This is a genomic window from Ruegeria sp. CJ3 (assembly GCF_056536725.1).
Genome location: NZ_JBQFQE010000012.1, coordinates 1 through 16,167, shown reverse-complemented (window position 1 = coordinate 16,167; position 16,167 = coordinate 1). Strand labels below are relative to the sequence as shown.

The window sequence follows — 16,167 nt, the reverse complement described above, 5'->3', positions numbered from 1 at the left end:
GTGCCGCGCTCTTTCGACTGCCCGAAGGGGATGGAGTTTACTTCCAGCCAACTTCGTTAAAGATTTTCTGCGCCTCGGGGATGTTCTTGGCGACCTCGGACAGGTTCACTTCGTCGGCTTTGAAGGCACCCAGAGAGGCGACGTTTTCGGCAAGTGCCACACCCTCGACGGCGGGGAATTCGTCATTGCCGTTCGAGAAATAGACCTGCGCCTGATCGCTGGCCAGATACTCCAGGAACTTGATCGCGTTGTCCTTGTTCGGCGCATTGGCGGCGACGCCGGCCCCCGACAGGTTCATATGCGCACCCTCAGCATCCTGCGCCGGGAACTGTACACCGATCATGTCGATCTCGGCACTCAGGCCTTTGACGTCTTTGCGCAGCGCGCGGGCGAAGTAGTATGAGTTCGAGACGGCGATCTCACATTCCCCCGACACGATGCCGCGCAGCTGATCGGTATCGCCACCCTGCGGATCACGCGCCATGTTGGCAACCACGCCCTCGGCCCAAGTCTTGGCAGCCTCAGCCCCATGGTTGGTGATGATCGAGGCCAGCAGCGTCTGGTTATAGGTGTTGCTGGACGAGCGGATGCAGACCAGGCCTTTGTATTCGGGTTTGGCCAGATCCAGATAGGTCGCGGGCGCGTTCGCCACGTCGGCCTTGTCAAAGAAGATGATCCGTGCGCGCTGCGAGAAACCATACCACTGGTTGTCTTCATCTTGCAGGTTGGCGGGGATACGCTCTTCCAGAACAGCGCTGTCGATCGGCTGCAGGATGCCCGCGTTCTTGGCCCGCGCCAGACGCGAGGTATCGACGGTCAGCAGGATGTCGGCGGGCGAGTTCGCACCCTCGGCCTCCATCCGCGCGATCAGCTCGTCGGCCTTGCCTTCAATGCGGTTGATGGTGATGCCGGTGGCCTCTTCGAAATCGGAATACAGACGCTCGTCGGTGTCGTAGTGGCGCGAGGAATAGAGGTTCAGTTCGCCTTCGGCGGCGGCCGAGGTGGCGATCAGGGCCGTCAGGGCGGCGGCGATACAGGTAGAGGATTTCAGCATGATGTGTCCCAACATTAGAATACGCTGCGGGTCATAACCCGACTGATTTGGTCAATTAAACGATTCCCCGCAGGATGCAAGTAATTCCGACAAATTTAGTCGGTCAAAACGTCGCTACCGCAGAGCAGACCGGTTTCTTGAAAAGAAACCGCCCCTGAAACTTTCAAAGTTTCAGGCCCCTGGCGGCCCCGTCGCGAAGATTTTGACCCATCGCAACGACCTGATGTGCCGGTGCGGATTATGCTCGCGCCCGGGAAAGGAGGCACAGATATGCCAGCGCACACGAAACCGGACCTGATCGCGATCACCCGCAAGGAATACGACAAGCTGGCGGGTCTCATCGAAAGTCTGGATCAGTTCACCGCCCTGAAAAAGCGGGACGAGGACACCTCGATCAAGGATGTCATCGCGCACCGGGCCCATTGGATTGACCTGTTTCTGGGTTGGTACCACGACGGGCAGCAGGGCAAGACGGTGCATTTCCCGGCCGAGGGCTACAAATGGAACGACCTCAAACGCTATAACGCCGATCTGCGGCAGCGGCAGTCCGACATGGGCTGGCCCGAGGCGGTGGGATTTCTGGACCAAGCCTATCACAAGCTGATGGATTTCATGGAAGCCCGGTCCGAGCATGAGCTTTATGGCGGTCCCATGAAGGGCGCCAACAACGCCTGGACCCCGGGGCGCTGGGCCGAGGCGGCAGGGCCCAGCCATTTCCGCTCGGCCTCGAAATACCTGCGGTCGGTCATCCGCAGCGAAACCGGATAGGGCCGCCTGCCACGTGCATAAAAAAAACCGCACCCGAAGGCGCGGTTTTCTAATCGGTATGGGCTGATCTCAGCCCTGGCGCGCTTTGAACTTGCGCTGCGTCTTGTTGATCACGTAGACGCGGCCTTTGCGACGCACAATACGGCAATCACGGTGCCGGTTCTTGAGCGAGCGGAGCGAGTTCTTGACCTTCATGGGTCTGTCTCCAATCTGCGGCGCCTTCATCAAAGACGTGGCCAGCGCCTGGGTTTCTCGGGTGTCCCGGAGAACCGGAACAGTGAATTCATGGTGGGCGGTACAAGGATCGAACTTGTGACCCCTTCGATGTCAACGAAGTGCTCTACCGCTGAGCTAACCGCCCATGAAACCGACGCAAGACGAACCCCATAACGAAATGGGGCGCGGAACCCCGCGCCGGTAGCGGGGTCTATAAAAGGAGTCGTTGGGGGGATCAAGGGGTTTGGAAGAACTATTTTCCGGTCTATGTTCAATGCGAACGAATGGAGAGCCCATGCCCAAGCCCGCGTCCAACACCGCCTATATACTGGACATGCCCGCCCGGCGCACGTCCTGCGTGGTGTTTGCCTCGCCCCATAGCGGCCGGACCTATCCTGCGTCGCTGTTGCAGCGGTCGGTTCTCAGCCGCAACGCGATTCGGTCCTCCGAGGATGCCTATGTCGATCAGCTGTTTGATTCTGTGTCGACCTTCGGCGCCCCGCTGCTGGCGGCCGCCATGCCACGCGCCTATCTGGACCTCAACCGCAGCGCAGACGAGCTGGACCCGGCGCTGATCGCCGGGGCGCGCCGCTATGGGCACAACCCGCGCGTTGCCTCGGGTCTGGGTGTCATTCCCCGCGTCGTGGCCAACGGGCGCGCGATCTATAACGGCAAGCTGACCATGGACGAGGCGCGGCTGCGCATCGACACCTATTGGCGGCCCTATCATCAGCGGCTCAAATCCCTGCTCGCCGAATCGCATGAGGCGTTCGGGCAGGCGATCCTGATCGATTGCCACTCGATGCCGCACGAGGCGGTCTCGATGGCCCGCAGCGCCCGGCCCGAGATCGTGCTGGGTGACCGGTTCGGGGCCTCAGCCTCGGGGGTGATCGTGGATCAGGTCGAAGCGGCCTTTGCCGCGGCGGGCCTGAACGTGGTGCGCAACACGCCTTTTGCCGGGGCTTATGTGACCCAGACCTATGGCCGCCCCGCCCGCCATCAGCACGCCATCCAGATCGAGATCGACCGTTCGCTTTACATGGACGAGGATACGATCCAGCCCAACGGCAATTTTCAGGCCTTCCGCGATCTGCTGGCGCAGGTGACGGCGGATATCGCCGCCATCGGGTCCGAGCCGCAGCAGCTGGCTGCCGAATAGATCACAATAGATCAGCGCAGCGCGCGCCCCTTCACGATCGCATCCGTCCCAAACCGCCGCCGGATTTCATCGGTGGCGCGTTCCGCCTGCGACCGCTGCGATGCGCCGGGGTCCAGCAGATCACCCGAGATATCGGCCTGATCCTCGGGGCACAGATCGGACAAGCCGCAGCCCAGCAGGCGATAGGGTCCCTGATCGCCCACCTGATCGAACAGGTTGCGCGCGGTGCGGTAAATCCGGTCGGCGATCTGGGTCGCATCGCGCAACGACACCCGCCGCGTGATGATCTTGTGATTGGCCCGCTTCAGCTTCAGCGTCACCACCCGCCCAGCCAGCCCGCGGGCCTTGGCCCGGTCGGCCACCTTCTCGGACAACCGCCAGATATGGCCGTCCAGAACATCGGTGCTGGCGGTGTCTTCGAAAAACGTGGTCTCGTTGCTGATCGACTTCATCGGTGTATGGGCCGAGACACGCCGCTTGTCCTGCCCCCGCGCCAGATGCCACAGCCGGTAACCCATCGACCCGAACCGCGCCGTCAGCGCCTCCTGATCCCAGCGCAGCAGGTCGCTGAAGGTGCGAATCCCCGCCCGTTCCAGCGTTTCCTGCGCCGCCGGGCCGATGCCCCAGATCAGGCGCACCGGCTTGCCCTGCAGAAACTCGGCCGTCTCGGCCTGACCGATCACCGAAAACCCGCGCGGCTTGTCCAGATCCGAGGCGACCTTGGCCAGAAACTTGTTATGGCTCAGCCCGATCGAGCCGGTCAGCCCCAGCTCATCCTTCATCCGTTTCACCAGCCGCGCCAGCATCACCGCAGGCGGCGCGCCGTGCAGGCGCTGGGTGCCCGACAAGTCCATGAACGCCTCATCCAGCGACAGCGGCTCCACATCCGGTGTCAGCTCGTCCATCATCGCCCGGATCTCGCGCGAGACGCTGGCATAAACCGACATGCGTGGCCGGATCACCACGGCGTCAGGACACAAGGCCAGCGCCTTGAACATCGGCATGGCCGAGCGCACGCCCCGGATGCGCGCCACATAACAAGCCGTCGACACCACGCCGCGCTTGCCGCCGCCGATGATCACCGGCTTGTCCGCCAGATCGGGATTGTCACGCTTTTCGACCGACGCATAGAACGCATCGCAATCCATATGCGCGATGGTCAGATCAAACAGTTCGGGATGCGATTTCACCCGCGGGCTGCCGCAGGACGGGCAGCGCCGTTCATCATTCAGGATGGTCAGGCAGTCCCGGCAAAGACCCGGCATTCCGTTTCCCGCTTTCGGTTCGGTTCAATGCTCGTCTTATATCAACCTCAAGACCTGCGCCACAAACGGGGCAGGGCAGGGCGCGGTTTTTCGACAAGAAAACCCCCCGCATCGGCGGGGGGAAAGGTAACGGGCCTCAGGAAGAGACGGCCCGTTGGGGAGTGTCTTGCCCCAAGACTCGCGCAAAATCATCGCTCTGGATAGGCGCAAGCGCGGTGCCGCGGAACTCGCATATTTCATGTGTATTTTCGGGCACAGGGGCAATTTGGCGCGGAAATCGCGAAAATTGACCCAAGGTCAACTGCTTGCAACCCACTTCTGCTGTGAATTCGGCCGATTCCCGGTGGCCGATCAGGCCCGTGTCAAAGAATTTAACACCGCAAGAAGCCCTCCACTAGCCACGGTTTGGCCTCGCTGCCTGTGGCGATGACAGTTCGTTCAAGATAGCCATTGCCGCAGCTTTTGGGTCTTCGGCGCGGTAAATAGGGCGTCCGACGACCACATGATCGACCCCGTTTGCAACCGCATTGGCAGGTGTCGCCACCCGCTTTTGATCCCCTAGGTCGGCTCCCGCCGGGCGCACGCCGGGGGTGACGATCAGACGGCCCTGGGCCTGAGGCAGGGCGCGGATCAGTGCGGCCTCTTGCGGGCTGGCGATGACGCCATCGGCCCCGGCCTCGAACGCCTTTGCCGCGCGTTCGACCACCAGTTCCTGTACGTCGCCCGTCTTTAGCAGGCTGGCATCCAGATCGTCGCGGTTCAGCGAGGTCAGGATGGTCACCGCCAGTATCTTCAGGTCCTTGCCCGCAGCCCCTTCCTTGGCCGCGCGCACCACATGCGGGTCGCCATGCACGGTCAGGAAATCCAGATCGAACTGCGCCAACCCGCGCACGGCGTTTTCCACCGTGTTGCCGATGTCGAACAGCTTCATGTCCAGAAAGATGCGCTTGCCGTGATCCTGTTTCAGCTCATTGGCCAAAGCCAGCCCGCCGCCCGTCAGCATCCCCAGCCCGATCTTGTAGAAGGATACGGCATCCCCCAGCCGCTCGGCCATGGCCAGCCCCTGCAGGGCGTTGGGAACATCGAGGGCTACGATCAGGCGATCATCGGACATGGGGAAAGCTCCTGTTTTTTGGCAAACGTCTGCGTCCTAACGGGTTCCGCGCGCGCTGTCCATCTGGGTGACGCAGGTCACGCATAATTTCCGCCGCTATGTTATGCTGGCGGCATTCAAAACAAGGGACACAGTGATGAAGAAGATATTTGTGATCGGCGCAGCCCTGATGCTGGCCGCCTGCGACGATGCCCCCCAAAGCGATCCGCCCGAAACAAGCGCCGCCCCGGCGCCGACCAACGACAATCTGCCGCTGTCGGGCGGTTACCGGTCCGAAGATGACTGGTGCCAGCTGACCGGCGAAAGCGCCTTTACCATCGACTTCCTCGATCACACCGCCGATCTGGTCTCGTGCCCCACCGGCAGCAGCGCCGAGCAATCGCTGGTTCAGATGTATGACGCCCGCAAAATGGCCGAGACCGGAGGTTATTCCGTCTATTCCATCCCGCGCGGCTAAACCCGCCGGGCAACCCACGCGGCATTCAGCGCGATCAGGGCGATGCCCGACAGCTCCAACAACCAGTTGATGCGGACCGACAGGATTTCGGCCCGCAGCAGCGCGTCGAACTGGTGGAAGCCGGCGGCGCGGATCAGCACAAAGCAGATCAGCAGAATGAACCCGATCAGCGCCACGCCGACCTGACCCAGATGACGGCGCAACGCCCACAGGCTGATCATGGCGACTAGAAGCCCCGAGGCCATCACCGCCAGAATAAAGCCCAACTGCACCACCCGGCGATCCTCGTACCAGCCCTGCATCCGCGACAGGCAGCGCCCGGCGGCGGTCAGCGCCGATTGCAGGTCAAGCTGCTTGTTGACCATCAGCGCCACCAGCAACAGCGACAGGATGAGCCAAAACCAGCGCACCGTGCGGCCCGTGGGCGCACGCGCCGCCCGGAAACACAAAACCGCCGCGACCCCATAGGCCACCACCGTCAGCCACCCCATCACGCTAGGGTCGCCAATGACGGGCGACCACTGGTCCGCCACGCAGCGGCGCAGGTCATCAACTGAGATCATCGCAAAGCAGCCCTAGAAAACCGGTTCGATCTCATTGGTTTGTGGCAAATCGCGGCGATATTGCAAGGGCGGAATGGCGGTTGTGCTATTGTGACCGCACAGTCTTGAATACACGCCGATATTACCCAAATTGAATGTGAGGCCCAGACCGAAGCGCGCCGCCAAGCGGGCGCATCACAACAGGGCGCTTAAGAAAAGGAGAATGCTATGGACTTGAACAAGTTCACCGAGCGGGCACGGGGATTCGTGCAGGCCGCGCAGACCATTGCGCTGCGCGAAGGGCACCAAAGATTGGAGCCCACACATATACTCAAGGCATTGATGGATGACGATCAGGGGCTGGCGAGCAACCTGATCACCCGCGCAGGCGGCGCGCCGAACCGGGTGGTTGAAGCGCTGGATGCCGCGATGGGCAAGATTCCCAAGGTTAGCGGCGACGCCAGCCAAATTTACATGGACGGCCAGACCGCCAAAGTTCTGGACGAGGCCGCCAAGATCGCCACCAAAGCGGGCGACAGCTTTGTGCCGGTCGAGCGGGTGCTGATGGCGCTGTGCATGGTGAAATCCAAAGCCAAAGACGCTTTGGAGGCCGGGGCTGTCTCCGCCCAGAAACTGAACGAAGCGATCAACGATATCCGTAAGGGCCGCACCGCTGACAGCGCGTCGGCGGAAGAAGGCTATGATGCGCTTAAGAAATACGCGCGCGACCTGACCGAGGCTGCGGCTGAGGGCAAAATCGATCCGATCATCGGGCGGGACGAGGAAATCCGCCGCTCGATGCAGGTTCTGTCGCGCCGGACCAAGAACAACCCGGTTCTGATCGGGGAACCCGGCGTTGGTAAAACCGCGATCGCGGAAGGCATGGCCCTGCGCATCGTCAACGGCGACGTGCCTGAATCGCTGAAGGACAAGAAGCTGCTTGCGTTGGATATGGGCGCGCTGATCGCTGGTGCGAAATACCGCGGTGAGTTCGAAGAACGCCTCAAGGCGGTTCTGACCGAGGTCACCGAAGCCGCCGGTGAGATCATCCTGTTCATCGACGAGATGCACACGCTGGTTGGCGCTGGTAAATCCGACGGCGCGATGGATGCCGCCAACCTGATCAAGCCAGCGCTTGCCCGGGGTGAGTTGCATTGTATCGGCGCGACAACGCTGGATGAGTACCGCAAATACGTCGAAAAAGACGCAGCTCTTGCACGCCGGTTCCAGCCCGTTGTCATCGCTGAGCCGACCGTCGAGGACACGATCAGCATCCTGCGCGGCATCAAGGAAAAGTACGAGCTGCACCACGGTGTGCGGATTTCCGACTCGGCGCTGGTGTCGGCGGCGACGCTCTCGCATCGCTATATCACCGACCGGTTCCTGCCCGACAAAGCCATCGATTTGGTCGATGAGGCCGCGTCGCGTCTGCGGATGGAGGTGGACTCCAAGCCGGAAGAACTCGATCAGTTGGATCGCCAGATCCTGCAAATGCAGATCGAGGAAGAAGCGCTCAAGCTGGAAGATGACGCGGCTTCCAAGGACCGTCTGGAAACCCTGCAAAAGGATCTGGCCGACCTGCAGGAACAATCCGCCGAGATGACCGCCCAATGGCAGGCCGAACGTGACAAGCTGGCCGGTGCGCGTGATCTGAAAGAACAGCTCGACAAAGCGCGGGCCGATCTGGAGATCGCCAAGCGCGAAGGCAATCTGGCGAAAGCGGGGGAACTCTCCTATGGCGTCATCCCCGAGCTTGAGAAAAAGCTGACCGAGGCTGAAAACAACGAAAGTAACGCCATGATGGCCGAGGAAACGGTGCGTCCGGAGCAGATCGCCTCCGTGGTCGAACGCTGGACGGGCATCCCGACCTCGAAAATGCTGGAAGGTGAGCGTGAGAAGCTGCTGCGGATGGAAGATGATCTGCATTCCCGCGTGATCGGACAGGATGCAGCGGTGACCGCCGTTGCCAACGCCGTGCGCCGTGCGCGGGCTGGTCTGAATGACGAGAACCGCCCGCTGGGTTCGTTCCTGTTCCTCGGCCCGACCGGCGTGGGGAAAACTGAGCTGACCAAGGCCGTGGCGAACTTCCTGTTCGACGACGATAACGCGATGGTGCGCATCGATATGTCCGAGTTCATGGAGAAACACGCGGTGGCCCGTCTTATCGGGGCCCCTCCGGGCTATGTCGGCTATGACGAAGGCGGTGTGTTGACCGAGGCCGTGCGGCGCAGGCCCTATCAGGTCGTGCTGTTTGACGAGGTCGAAAAGGCGCATCCGGATGTGTTCAACGTGCTGCTGCAGGTTCTGGACGACGGCGTACTGACCGATGGTCAGGGCCGCACCGTGGATTTCAAGCAGACGCTGATCATCCTGACGTCAAACCTCGGGTCTCAGGCGCTTAGCCAACTGCCCGAAGGCGCGGACAGCGCGCAGGCGCGGCGGGATGTGATGGATGCGGTCCGGGCGCATTTCCGGCCCGAATTCCTGAACCGTCTGGACGAGACCATCATCTTCGACCGCCTCAAGCGGGCCGATATGGATGGCATCGTAGATATCCAGATGGCACGCCTGCAAAAACGTCTGGCCGCCCGCAAGATCGAGCTTGCGCTGGACGATGGTGCCAAGGAATGGCTGGCCGACGAAGGCTATGACCCGGTCTTCGGTGCCCGCCCGCTCAAGCGCGTGATCCAGCGCGCTCTGCAGAACCCTCTGGCCGAGGCGCTGCTGGGGGGTGAGATCAAGGACGGCGAGACCGTTCCGGTCACCGCCGGGGCCGAGGGGTTGATCATCGGCGACCGGCTGGGCACGTCTGAAAGACCACGCCCGGATGATGCGGTCGTCCACTAACGCGCAAGCCCCGAAAAAGACCCGCCAACCCGGCGGGTCTTTATTTTGCAGCAGCGCGTGATCAGACGGGGGCACGCGGCCCGCCTCACTTAAACTTTACCCGCAATCGGCGCGATTTCCGAATTGGGCCACCAATTTGCCATGATGTTCGGCAGAATTGGGTCCTGTAACAAGTGAACAACGCCGCGTTTTGGGCGTTCTGGACGGGTAACGAGTATGAAACATCTTCTTTTTCCGGCGCTGATCCTCGCGCCGGGCCTGTGCTGGTCAATGACCGAGGAACAGGCCATCACCACCTGGAAAACCAGCTGCACTGCTGCGGGCGGCGCATATTTCGTGGACCTCATCCGCACCGGTGACGCGGCCCGCGCCTCGCACATGATTTATGTTTGCGAACATCAGGATGGCGCGCAATCGGTCCGAATTATCCCGGCACAGTCGCGGTTTTCAGCGCCCAAGGGTTAGGGCGGTCATTCCCCGGCGGGCTGCACGGCCCGCTGATACAGGTGCCATGTGGTGTGGCCAAGGATCGGCAGGGTGAAAATCAGGCCCAGAAACGCCGGAACCAGCGACAGCAGCATGGTGACCGAGATGATCGCCGCCCAACCCAGCATGACCACCGGACTTTCCGCCACGACCCGCAGCGAGGTCAGCATGGCCGACACGAAATTCGTCTCGCGGTCCAGCAGCATCGGCATGGCGATCACAGTGACCGAAAACAGCACCGCCGACAGGAACGCGCCGACGCAGGTGCCAACTGCCAGAAAGGCCCAGCCCTGCGGCGTGAAAAACACGGTGTTCAGAAACCCGTCAAAATCCGAGAACGAGGCGTTCTGCAGGATGATCGCCAGCCACAGCCGGATCTGGTAGACCCACACCCAGAAAATGAACAGGGTGACAAAGGCCATCCAGCCCATCTCGCGTTTGCGCTGATCGGCCATGACGGTCAGGATGTCGGCCCAGCCAAAAGGCGTCCCGGCCTGCAGCCGCCGGGACATCTCATAAAGCCCCGCAGCCGCAAACGGTGCAACCAGCGGAAAGCCCACCACTGCGGGAATGATCATCCAGATCTTGCCAAGCCAGACCAGACACCAGACAAACAGGATGCCGAAGATCGCGTAGAAGAGGCCGAAAAACCCGCTCAGCACCGGGCGGGCCAGAAAATCGGCAAACCCGGCCTTTAGCGCCGCCGAGATATCCTCGGCGCTGATCCGGTTGACCTCGGGCATGGCCGGTTGCTGCGGCGTCAGGTTGTCCGGCTGTGGCGGACCTGAGGTCGTGGATGTCATGGCGCAGCCCTCCCGAATGCATGGCCCCCCGGCGCTGAGATGGCCATATAGGTAAATCTGCAGCAGCCACAGCATAAGAGCAAGGCCCCCGCCAAGCGCCTATCGCGCCTGCCTGCGGGGCAGGGCGGCGGCCAGCAGGATGGCCCAGCCCAGTATCCCCTGCCCATGGGCGCTCAGCGTGGGGCGGTATGAGAAGACCAGCATCTGCAACGGCCTGAACGGCTCGCGCGGGGGCCAGATCACCCATTGAAGCGGCAGGTCGGGGATGATCATGCGGTAATAGCTGTAATAGACCTGCGGCGACAGCCACACGAACAGCCAGAACAGGGCAAGGCCCCCCAAGACCCGCGCCCAAAGCGGCCAGCGGCGCCGCAGCCGTCGTGCAAGACCCACCATCAGGACAAAAAGACCAAGGCTCAGCGCGGCAAGCCCCACCTGTCCCCAGCCGGTCAAATCGAAAAAGGAATCCTGACGGTACATCTCTGCCCCCGCTTTGCCGGGCCCTGAATGCAAAAAACCGCCCACATCGGCGGGCGGCTTTCCAGATTCTGCGACCGATAACCTAGCTCAGCGGTGCGACCGCCAAAATCACCGTAAACTGCTCACAGTAAATATAAAGCTCGTTGTATTTCGAGGTGTCGATCCCGGCGGGGATCTTGAACGACGCCTCGCCCTTCTTGACGGTCAGCTTGTCGTGAATCTTGGACCCTTGGGCATAGCTTTCACCATTGCCGAACCCGATCTTGATATCGGGCGGGTTCTTGGCCGGGTCAAAGACATAATCGCCCTGCAGCGTAACGGTATCGCCGGTCACGGTCACCGTGCCCTTGACGTTATAGCCACGACGGCCCGACAGGCTGCCGGTGCGTTTCTTGTCCCCGGCAAAGGCGGCAGGCGCTCCCAGCGAAAGCGCGGCGGCCGACGCAAGCCCCAGCTTCACAAAGTGACGGCGTTTAAGTGTCATGACGAATGTCCTGTCTGATGATGGCATGAAAGATGCTGCGCAGACTAAAGGGCCGCTGCCAACTCACATCGCGTCAAAGGAATTTGAGATTCTGAAACAAATGGGGTGGTGGGTTTGGGAAGGATGGAGCCCAACTCTCACCGATGCGTTTGCAGCCACACTCGGTTTTCAGGCTACAAACGCTCAGGTCGGTGCTGTAGAGATGCTGTAACAAGAGATTTCAGACGCGGGTGCTGAGAAAGAAGCGCCCAGCTTATCAAACAAATTCTCGTATGGGAGTGGTTAACGGCATGGGTTATACCCCGGCTTTCATGCGCGCGCTTGGCATCATTGGTATCATTGCCATCGTTCAGGCGACGCTTTCATTTACTCTGCCCCTGCTGGCGCTTGAGATGGCCGGAACCGGAACCAGCCTTGCATTGATCAAGGGCGCGGGTTTTGTGCCGAACATCCTGTTCGCCGTCTTCATCGGCGTCGTTAACGACCGGCTGCGCAAAGGACCGGCCTTCCGGGGCTACACCGCAGCTCTGTTCGTAAGTGTCGCCTTGCTGTCTGTCGCGGCACTCTCTGACCTGTTGTCGATCCCGGCGCTGGTTGCCTTCATGATCGCCCTCAATGGTCTGGCCTACGCAACGGGCAATGCTCAGATGGCGCTCATTCGGCTGACCGTCGATGAACCCCAACTGTCGGATGCCACCGCCCTTACATCGACTGTGTTTGCAACGATATCGACCGCCGGACCGGCTGTTGCCGGCTTTGCGCTACTGCACCTTGGTCACACGGGCGTCATGCTGGCCGCGACAAGCCTGATGGCGGTCGGAGCGCTTTTGTCGTTCACCCTGTCCCCCGATGAAACACTGCCGCCGCCCTTGCCCTTTTGGCGGTCGTTGAACGAGGGGGTTCATGTGCTGTGGGCCAATCGCGAACTGGTCTGCATGACCGTGGTTATCGTGCTGACAAATGCAGCCGAGGGCGCCTTTTCCACCGCGTTGATACTCAAGCTCAAAACCATCGCCGTGTACGACGAATTCCAGATCGGCCTTGTACTGGCCTCGGCCGGGATAGGGGCCATCGCCGCATCGCGCGTCGCTGCGCCTGCGCGCAGGTATTGGGGATATCGCGCGGCATTCTTTTGGCCAATTTTCGGGCTCGCAGCGCTGTATCTGGCGTTGATCGGGAACTGGCCGTTCTGGATCGTCTGCACGCTCAGCTTTTTCGAGGGCGCGCTGTCCCTTTTCTTCGCCATCGGAGTTTGGTCATATCGTCAGGAAAGCACGGCAGCGCAGCATATGGGGCGTGTTGCGGGGCTGACAGGTGCGATTTTCAAGATTGGTATGCCACCCGTCATCATATTTTCCGGGTGGCTCAGCGATACAGGCAATCTGACCGCGGTCTTCATACTCGCGGCGGTTGTTAACGTGTCGGCCGCATTGTTTTTGGCCTATCCTGCGCGTTGGGGCTGGCCGCGAAGGGTGGCGGGATAGGTCTTTGCCCCCCCTGCGCAGGCGTCAGATGATCCGGATCGCCCCGGCCATATGCGGGTGGAACACGCAGAAATAGGTGGGCTCCATCCCGGCCTCGACGGTGATCTCGGCGCTTTCGCCCTGTTTCAGCTCTTGCGTATCCCAGCTCAGATCATTGGCCGAGGCGGTATGCGGGGCAATGTCCTGATTGGTCCAGCGGATGGTGTCTCCGACCCGCGCCTCGATCAGCGCGGGCTCATAGGTAAAGCGTTTGATCGCCACCTCATGCACCTTCGGGCCGTCAGCCGCGCGCGCGCCAAGGGGCAGGGCGGTGACCCAAGCCACCGCGCCGCCCAAAGCCGTCCGGCGTGAGATCGCGCGCCGCATCAGTTCAGCGACTCGACCATCACCTCGGCATGACCCTCATGCGCCTTGAAGATCTCAAGCCCCTGTTCGAACAGCGCCTTCACCTCGGCATTGTCGATATTGGGGATCATGGTGTTCTCGACCAGCTCGTTCACCGCCTGGTGATAGGCCAGTTCGTTGGCGGCATAAGCGGCGTCAAACTCGGCCCCGCGCAGTTGCGACAGGTTGTCGATGATCTTTTCGGCGTTTTCGTTCAGGGTCTGGCTGAACGCATTGTCCTGCGCGGTGGCCCCCAGCTTTTCCAGCAGCCCAAGTGCTGCGGCGTTCACCGCCGTATGGTCGCGGATCATGGTGTTGGCGAATTCGTGGATGTCGGGGTTTTCGGACAGGGCCAGCGCCAGATGCGCATAACGGATGTCGATATTGTCGGCGGTATAGGCGATATGGGCGTATTCCAGATCGCTCATATCGGCAAGTTCCTGGGCAGAGGCCTGCGCGCCCGTCATGGCAACGGCAACGGCAAGGGCAGAGATCAATCTGTGCATTTTGGGAAACTCCTCGGAAGGCATTCATGAAGTCTTCAGTATTGTCGTTCCCGGGATTGAGCCCAGACCGGGGCGTTCAGAATCTGACTCAGATCGTCCGGAACGCAGAACGGAAAAGCAGCCCCTGAACCCGCTGGATCGGTGGTTTCAGAATTGTACAATTCGGAAGATCCGCCGCCGGGCGGTGGTACAAATCGAACAATTCGCGGTTTACGTTACAATCCCGTCGCTCAATCGTGACGCCCGTTTCCTTGGCCCTGTGTTATGAGCGGACTACCTCTAGACCGAGGTAGACTGTTTACGGAGACTTACATGGCGCACCGCTGGACCAACACTTTGACACATGCCGACGTCACCCCAAGGGCGGCGTTTCTGAACCGGCGGCAGGTGATGGCCGGGCTGGCAGGTGTGGGGCTGGCGGGTCTGGCGCGACCCGGTGCGGCGGCGGAAACGCCCGAGCCGAACACGTGGGAAGAGATCACCTCGTACAACAACTATTACGAGTTCGGCACCCGCAAGGATGACCCTGCGAAATACGCGCATACGCTGGTGACCGAACCCTGGAGCGTCACCATCGACGGGCTGGTCGATCGCCCCGGAGACTATGATTTCAAGGACATTCTGTCCGAAATGACCATCGAAGAACGCATCTATCGCTTTCGCTGTGTCGAAGCGTGGTCGATGGTCGTGCCTTGGAACGGGTTTGAACTGGCTGACCTTTTGAACATGGCGGGTGTGCAGGAAGGTGCGAAATATGTCGCCTTCGAGACCGCCTATCGTCCCGATGAAATGCCCGGCGTTGCCTATCCTGTGCTGGAATGGCCCTATCGCGAGGGGCTGCGCCTGGACGAGGCGATGCATCCGCTGACCCTTATCGCGACCGGTATCTATGGCAAGACGATCCCGAACCAGAACGGTGCCCCTTTGCGTCTGGTTGTGCCTTGGAAATATGGGTTCAAGTCCATCAAATCCATCGTGCGTATTACCCTGACGGACACGCAGCCCCCGACCAGTTGGAACATGGCGGGCCCGCGGGAGTACGGTTTCTACAGCAATGTGAACCCCAACGTGGATCACCCACGCTGGTCGCAGGCCTCCGAGCGCATGATCGGCGGCGGCCTGTTCGCCAAACGCGTGCCGACGCTGATGTTCAACGGCTATGAAGACGAGGTCGCCAGTCTTTACGAGGGCTTGGATTTGGCGAAAAACTACTGAGACCATGCAACGCCTCAATGACATCCTGCGCCGGGTCCCTGTCTGGATCGTTTACGTGCTGGGCGCGTTGCCCGCACCGTGGCTGTTCTATCTGGGCCTGACCGGCGGCCTCGGTGTCGAGCCTATCGAAGCGCTGGAACATCAGTTCGGTGAACTGGCCTTGCAGCTTCTGATTCTAGGTCTGGCGATTTCGCCGTTGCGGCGCTTTACCGGGCTGAACCTGATGAAGTTCCGCCGCGCCATAGGTGTGCTGACCTTCGCATATGTATCGCTGCATTTGCTGGTCTGGCTGGTATTGGACGTACAAGTCCCCAGCCAAATCTGGGCCGACATCGTCAAACGGCCTTATATCACAGTAGGGATGGCCGGGTTCGCCCTGCTGCTGCCGCTGGCGGTCACCTCGAACAACTGGTCGGTTCGCCGTCTGGGATCCCGATGGCGCAAGGTCCATCGCCTCACATATGTGGCCGCGTTTCTGGGGGGCTTGCATTACGTGATGCTGGCAAAGGGCTTTCAGATCGAGCCGCTGATCTATCTGGCGATCATTCTGGGCTTGCTATCCCTGCGCCTGCCTATGCCAGTCACTCTGTTTCGGTCCCGACAAGCCGATTCCGCCTGACCCCGTAGCCGAGTCTGTCGGTAACCGTGTGAATAAGCCATCCGCTGCGCAATTTGGTCGCCAAAAATGCTGCTAATTGAGAGATGGATCATAGTGGTGACCTTTTAAGATTTTGATTTATAATATGAAAACCGAAAAACAGAGTTTTTTCGCCAATTTTCGTTTTTTCCGCTTGCGGCTTCCCGACGATATACTTAGAACGCCCTTCACCGGCGCAGCTGAGGTTGTTGTTGGGACGCTGGAGACGGCGGGGACGGACCGGAGAGACGGTTGAGACGCATCGG

20 protein-coding genes and 1 tRNA gene are annotated in these 16,167 nt (G+C 60.9%); 9 read left to right on the top strand and 12 right to left on the bottom strand.

What is annotated here, in order from left to right; genetic code table 11:
- Window positions 1-37: 37 nt before the first annotated feature.
- Window positions 38-1,054: a Fe(3+) ABC transporter substrate-binding protein gene (locus ACR0J1_RS17420; protein WP_480733970.1), complete on the bottom strand. Its 1,017-nt coding sequence runs from the start codon at window positions 1,052-1,054 to the stop codon at window positions 38-40.
- A 270-nt stretch (window positions 1,055-1,324) separates the two neighbouring features.
- Between ACR0J1_RS17420 and ACR0J1_RS17415 the strand changes: the two genes are divergently transcribed.
- On the top strand, window positions 1,325-1,822 hold the full coding sequence (locus ACR0J1_RS17415) for a ClbS/DfsB family four-helix bundle protein (RefSeq protein ID WP_480733969.1): 498 nt from the start codon (window positions 1,325-1,327) through the stop codon (window positions 1,820-1,822).
- A gap of 69 nt (window positions 1,823-1,891) precedes the next feature.
- Here ACR0J1_RS17415 and ykgO read toward each other — a convergent pair whose 3' ends face one another.
- Both ykgO and ACR0J1_RS17405 read right to left on the bottom strand, forming a co-directional pair.
- Window positions 1,892-2,017, bottom strand: a complete 126-nt coding sequence (ykgO, locus tag ACR0J1_RS17410; RefSeq protein ID WP_008755722.1) for a type B 50S ribosomal protein L36 — start codon at window positions 2,015-2,017, stop codon at window positions 1,892-1,894.
- A 91-nt stretch (window positions 2,018-2,108) separates the two neighbouring features.
- Window positions 2,109-2,183 (bottom strand) — tRNA-Val (locus ACR0J1_RS17405).
- 150 nt (window positions 2,184-2,333) lie between these two features.
- Between ACR0J1_RS17405 and ACR0J1_RS17400 the strand changes: the two genes are divergently transcribed.
- A complete protein-coding gene (locus tag ACR0J1_RS17400; RefSeq protein ID WP_480733968.1) occupies window positions 2,334-3,197 on the top strand; it encodes an N-formylglutamate amidohydrolase in 864 nt (287 codons plus the stop codon).
- Window positions 3,198-3,208: 11 nt separating this feature from the next.
- On the opposite strand, the gene ACR0J1_RS17395 is transcribed toward ACR0J1_RS17400, so the two are convergent.
- Window positions 3,209-4,462, bottom strand: coding sequence for a DNA polymerase IV (locus tag ACR0J1_RS17395; protein ID WP_480733967.1), 1,254 nt, complete (start codon window positions 4,460-4,462; stop codon window positions 3,209-3,211).
- A 394-nt stretch (window positions 4,463-4,856) separates the two neighbouring features.
- Complete coding sequence (gene pyrF / locus ACR0J1_RS17390; protein ID WP_480733966.1) at window positions 4,857-5,576, bottom strand: orotidine-5'-phosphate decarboxylase; 720 nt, start codon at window positions 5,574-5,576, stop codon at window positions 4,857-4,859.
- Between the two features lie 136 nt (window positions 5,577-5,712).
- Between pyrF and ACR0J1_RS17385 the strand changes: the two genes are divergently transcribed.
- The gene (locus ACR0J1_RS17385; RefSeq protein ID WP_480733965.1) at window positions 5,713-6,033 is read left to right on the top strand and encodes a hypothetical protein; all 321 of its coding nucleotides are present in this window, start codon (window positions 5,713-5,715) and stop codon (window positions 6,031-6,033) included.
- Here ACR0J1_RS17385 and ACR0J1_RS17380 read toward each other — a convergent pair.
- Window positions 6,030-6,596, bottom strand: coding sequence for an isopropylmalate isomerase (locus ACR0J1_RS17380; protein WP_480733964.1), 567 nt, complete (start codon window positions 6,594-6,596; stop codon window positions 6,030-6,032). The two genes, ACR0J1_RS17385 and ACR0J1_RS17380, sit on opposite strands and share 4 nt — an antisense overlap.
- 207 nt (window positions 6,597-6,803) lie before the next feature.
- On the opposite strand from ACR0J1_RS17380, the gene clpB reads away from it, so the two are divergent.
- Together clpB and ACR0J1_RS17370 are read left to right on the top strand one after the other, a co-directional pair.
- Window positions 6,804-9,422, top strand: a complete 2,619-nt coding sequence (clpB, locus tag ACR0J1_RS17375; protein WP_480733963.1) for an ATP-dependent chaperone ClpB — start codon at window positions 6,804-6,806, stop codon at window positions 9,420-9,422.
- Between the two features lie 216 nt (window positions 9,423-9,638).
- On the top strand, window positions 9,639-9,887 hold the full coding sequence (locus ACR0J1_RS17370) for a hypothetical protein (protein WP_480733962.1): 249 nt from the start codon (window positions 9,639-9,641) through the stop codon (window positions 9,885-9,887).
- A 5-nt stretch (window positions 9,888-9,892) separates the two neighbouring features.
- Here ACR0J1_RS17370 and ACR0J1_RS17365 read toward each other — a convergent pair whose 3' ends face one another.
- The 3 genes from ACR0J1_RS17365 to ACR0J1_RS17355 all read right to left on the bottom strand — a co-directional run bounded on the left by ACR0J1_RS17365 (window position 9,893) and on the right by ACR0J1_RS17355 (window position 11,675).
- A complete protein-coding gene (locus ACR0J1_RS17365; RefSeq protein WP_480733961.1) occupies window positions 9,893-10,711 on the bottom strand; it encodes a DUF2189 domain-containing protein in 819 nt (272 codons plus the stop codon).
- Between the two features lie 99 nt (window positions 10,712-10,810).
- Entirely contained in the window at window positions 10,811-11,191 is a 381-nt protein-coding gene (locus ACR0J1_RS17360; protein ID WP_480733960.1) for a hypothetical protein, read from the bottom strand.
- A gap of 82 nt (window positions 11,192-11,273) precedes the next feature.
- Window positions 11,274-11,675 (bottom strand): DM13 domain-containing protein, encoded by a 402-nt coding sequence (locus ACR0J1_RS17355; RefSeq protein WP_480733959.1) that lies wholly within the window; start codon window positions 11,673-11,675, stop codon window positions 11,274-11,276.
- On the opposite strand from ACR0J1_RS17355, the gene ACR0J1_RS17350 reads away from it, so the two are divergent.
- Together ACR0J1_RS17350 and ACR0J1_RS17345 are read left to right on the top strand one after the other, a co-directional pair.
- Window positions 11,674-11,886, top strand: coding sequence for a hypothetical protein (locus ACR0J1_RS17350; protein ID WP_480733958.1), 213 nt, complete (start codon window positions 11,674-11,676; stop codon window positions 11,884-11,886). The two genes, ACR0J1_RS17355 and ACR0J1_RS17350, sit on opposite strands and share 2 nt — an antisense overlap.
- 79 nt (window positions 11,887-11,965) lie before the next feature.
- Window positions 11,966-13,159, top strand: a complete 1,194-nt coding sequence (locus ACR0J1_RS17345; RefSeq protein WP_480733957.1) for an MFS transporter — start codon at window positions 11,966-11,968, stop codon at window positions 13,157-13,159.
- A 24-nt stretch (window positions 13,160-13,183) separates the two neighbouring features.
- On the opposite strand, the gene ACR0J1_RS17340 is transcribed toward ACR0J1_RS17345, so the two are convergent.
- Window positions 13,184-13,525: a cupredoxin domain-containing protein gene (locus tag ACR0J1_RS17340; protein WP_480733956.1), complete on the bottom strand. Its 342-nt coding sequence runs from the start codon at window positions 13,523-13,525 to the stop codon at window positions 13,184-13,186.
- Window positions 13,525-14,049 carry a DUF4142 domain-containing protein gene (locus tag ACR0J1_RS17335; RefSeq protein WP_480733955.1) on the bottom strand — a complete coding sequence of 175 codons (525 nt, stop codon included), beginning with the start codon at window positions 14,047-14,049 and terminating at the stop codon, window positions 13,525-13,527. Before ACR0J1_RS17335 ends, ACR0J1_RS17340 begins: the two co-directional genes overlap by 1 nt.
- Before the next feature lie 312 nt (window positions 14,050-14,361).
- On the opposite strand from ACR0J1_RS17335, the gene msrP reads away from it, so the two are divergent.
- Window positions 14,362-15,264: a protein-methionine-sulfoxide reductase catalytic subunit MsrP gene (msrP, locus tag ACR0J1_RS17330; protein WP_480733954.1), complete on the top strand. Its 903-nt coding sequence runs from the start codon at window positions 14,362-14,364 to the stop codon at window positions 15,262-15,264.
- A gap of 4 nt (window positions 15,265-15,268) precedes the next feature.
- On the top strand, window positions 15,269-15,883 hold the full coding sequence (gene msrQ, locus ACR0J1_RS17325) for a protein-methionine-sulfoxide reductase heme-binding subunit MsrQ (RefSeq protein WP_480733953.1): 615 nt from the start codon (window positions 15,269-15,271) through the stop codon (window positions 15,881-15,883).
- Between the two features lie 88 nt (window positions 15,884-15,971).
- Here msrQ and ACR0J1_RS17320 read toward each other — a convergent pair.
- Window positions 15,972-16,167, bottom strand: a 196-nt coding sequence (locus tag ACR0J1_RS17320) for a hypothetical protein (protein ID WP_480733952.1), incomplete at its 5' end; no start/stop codon positions are given.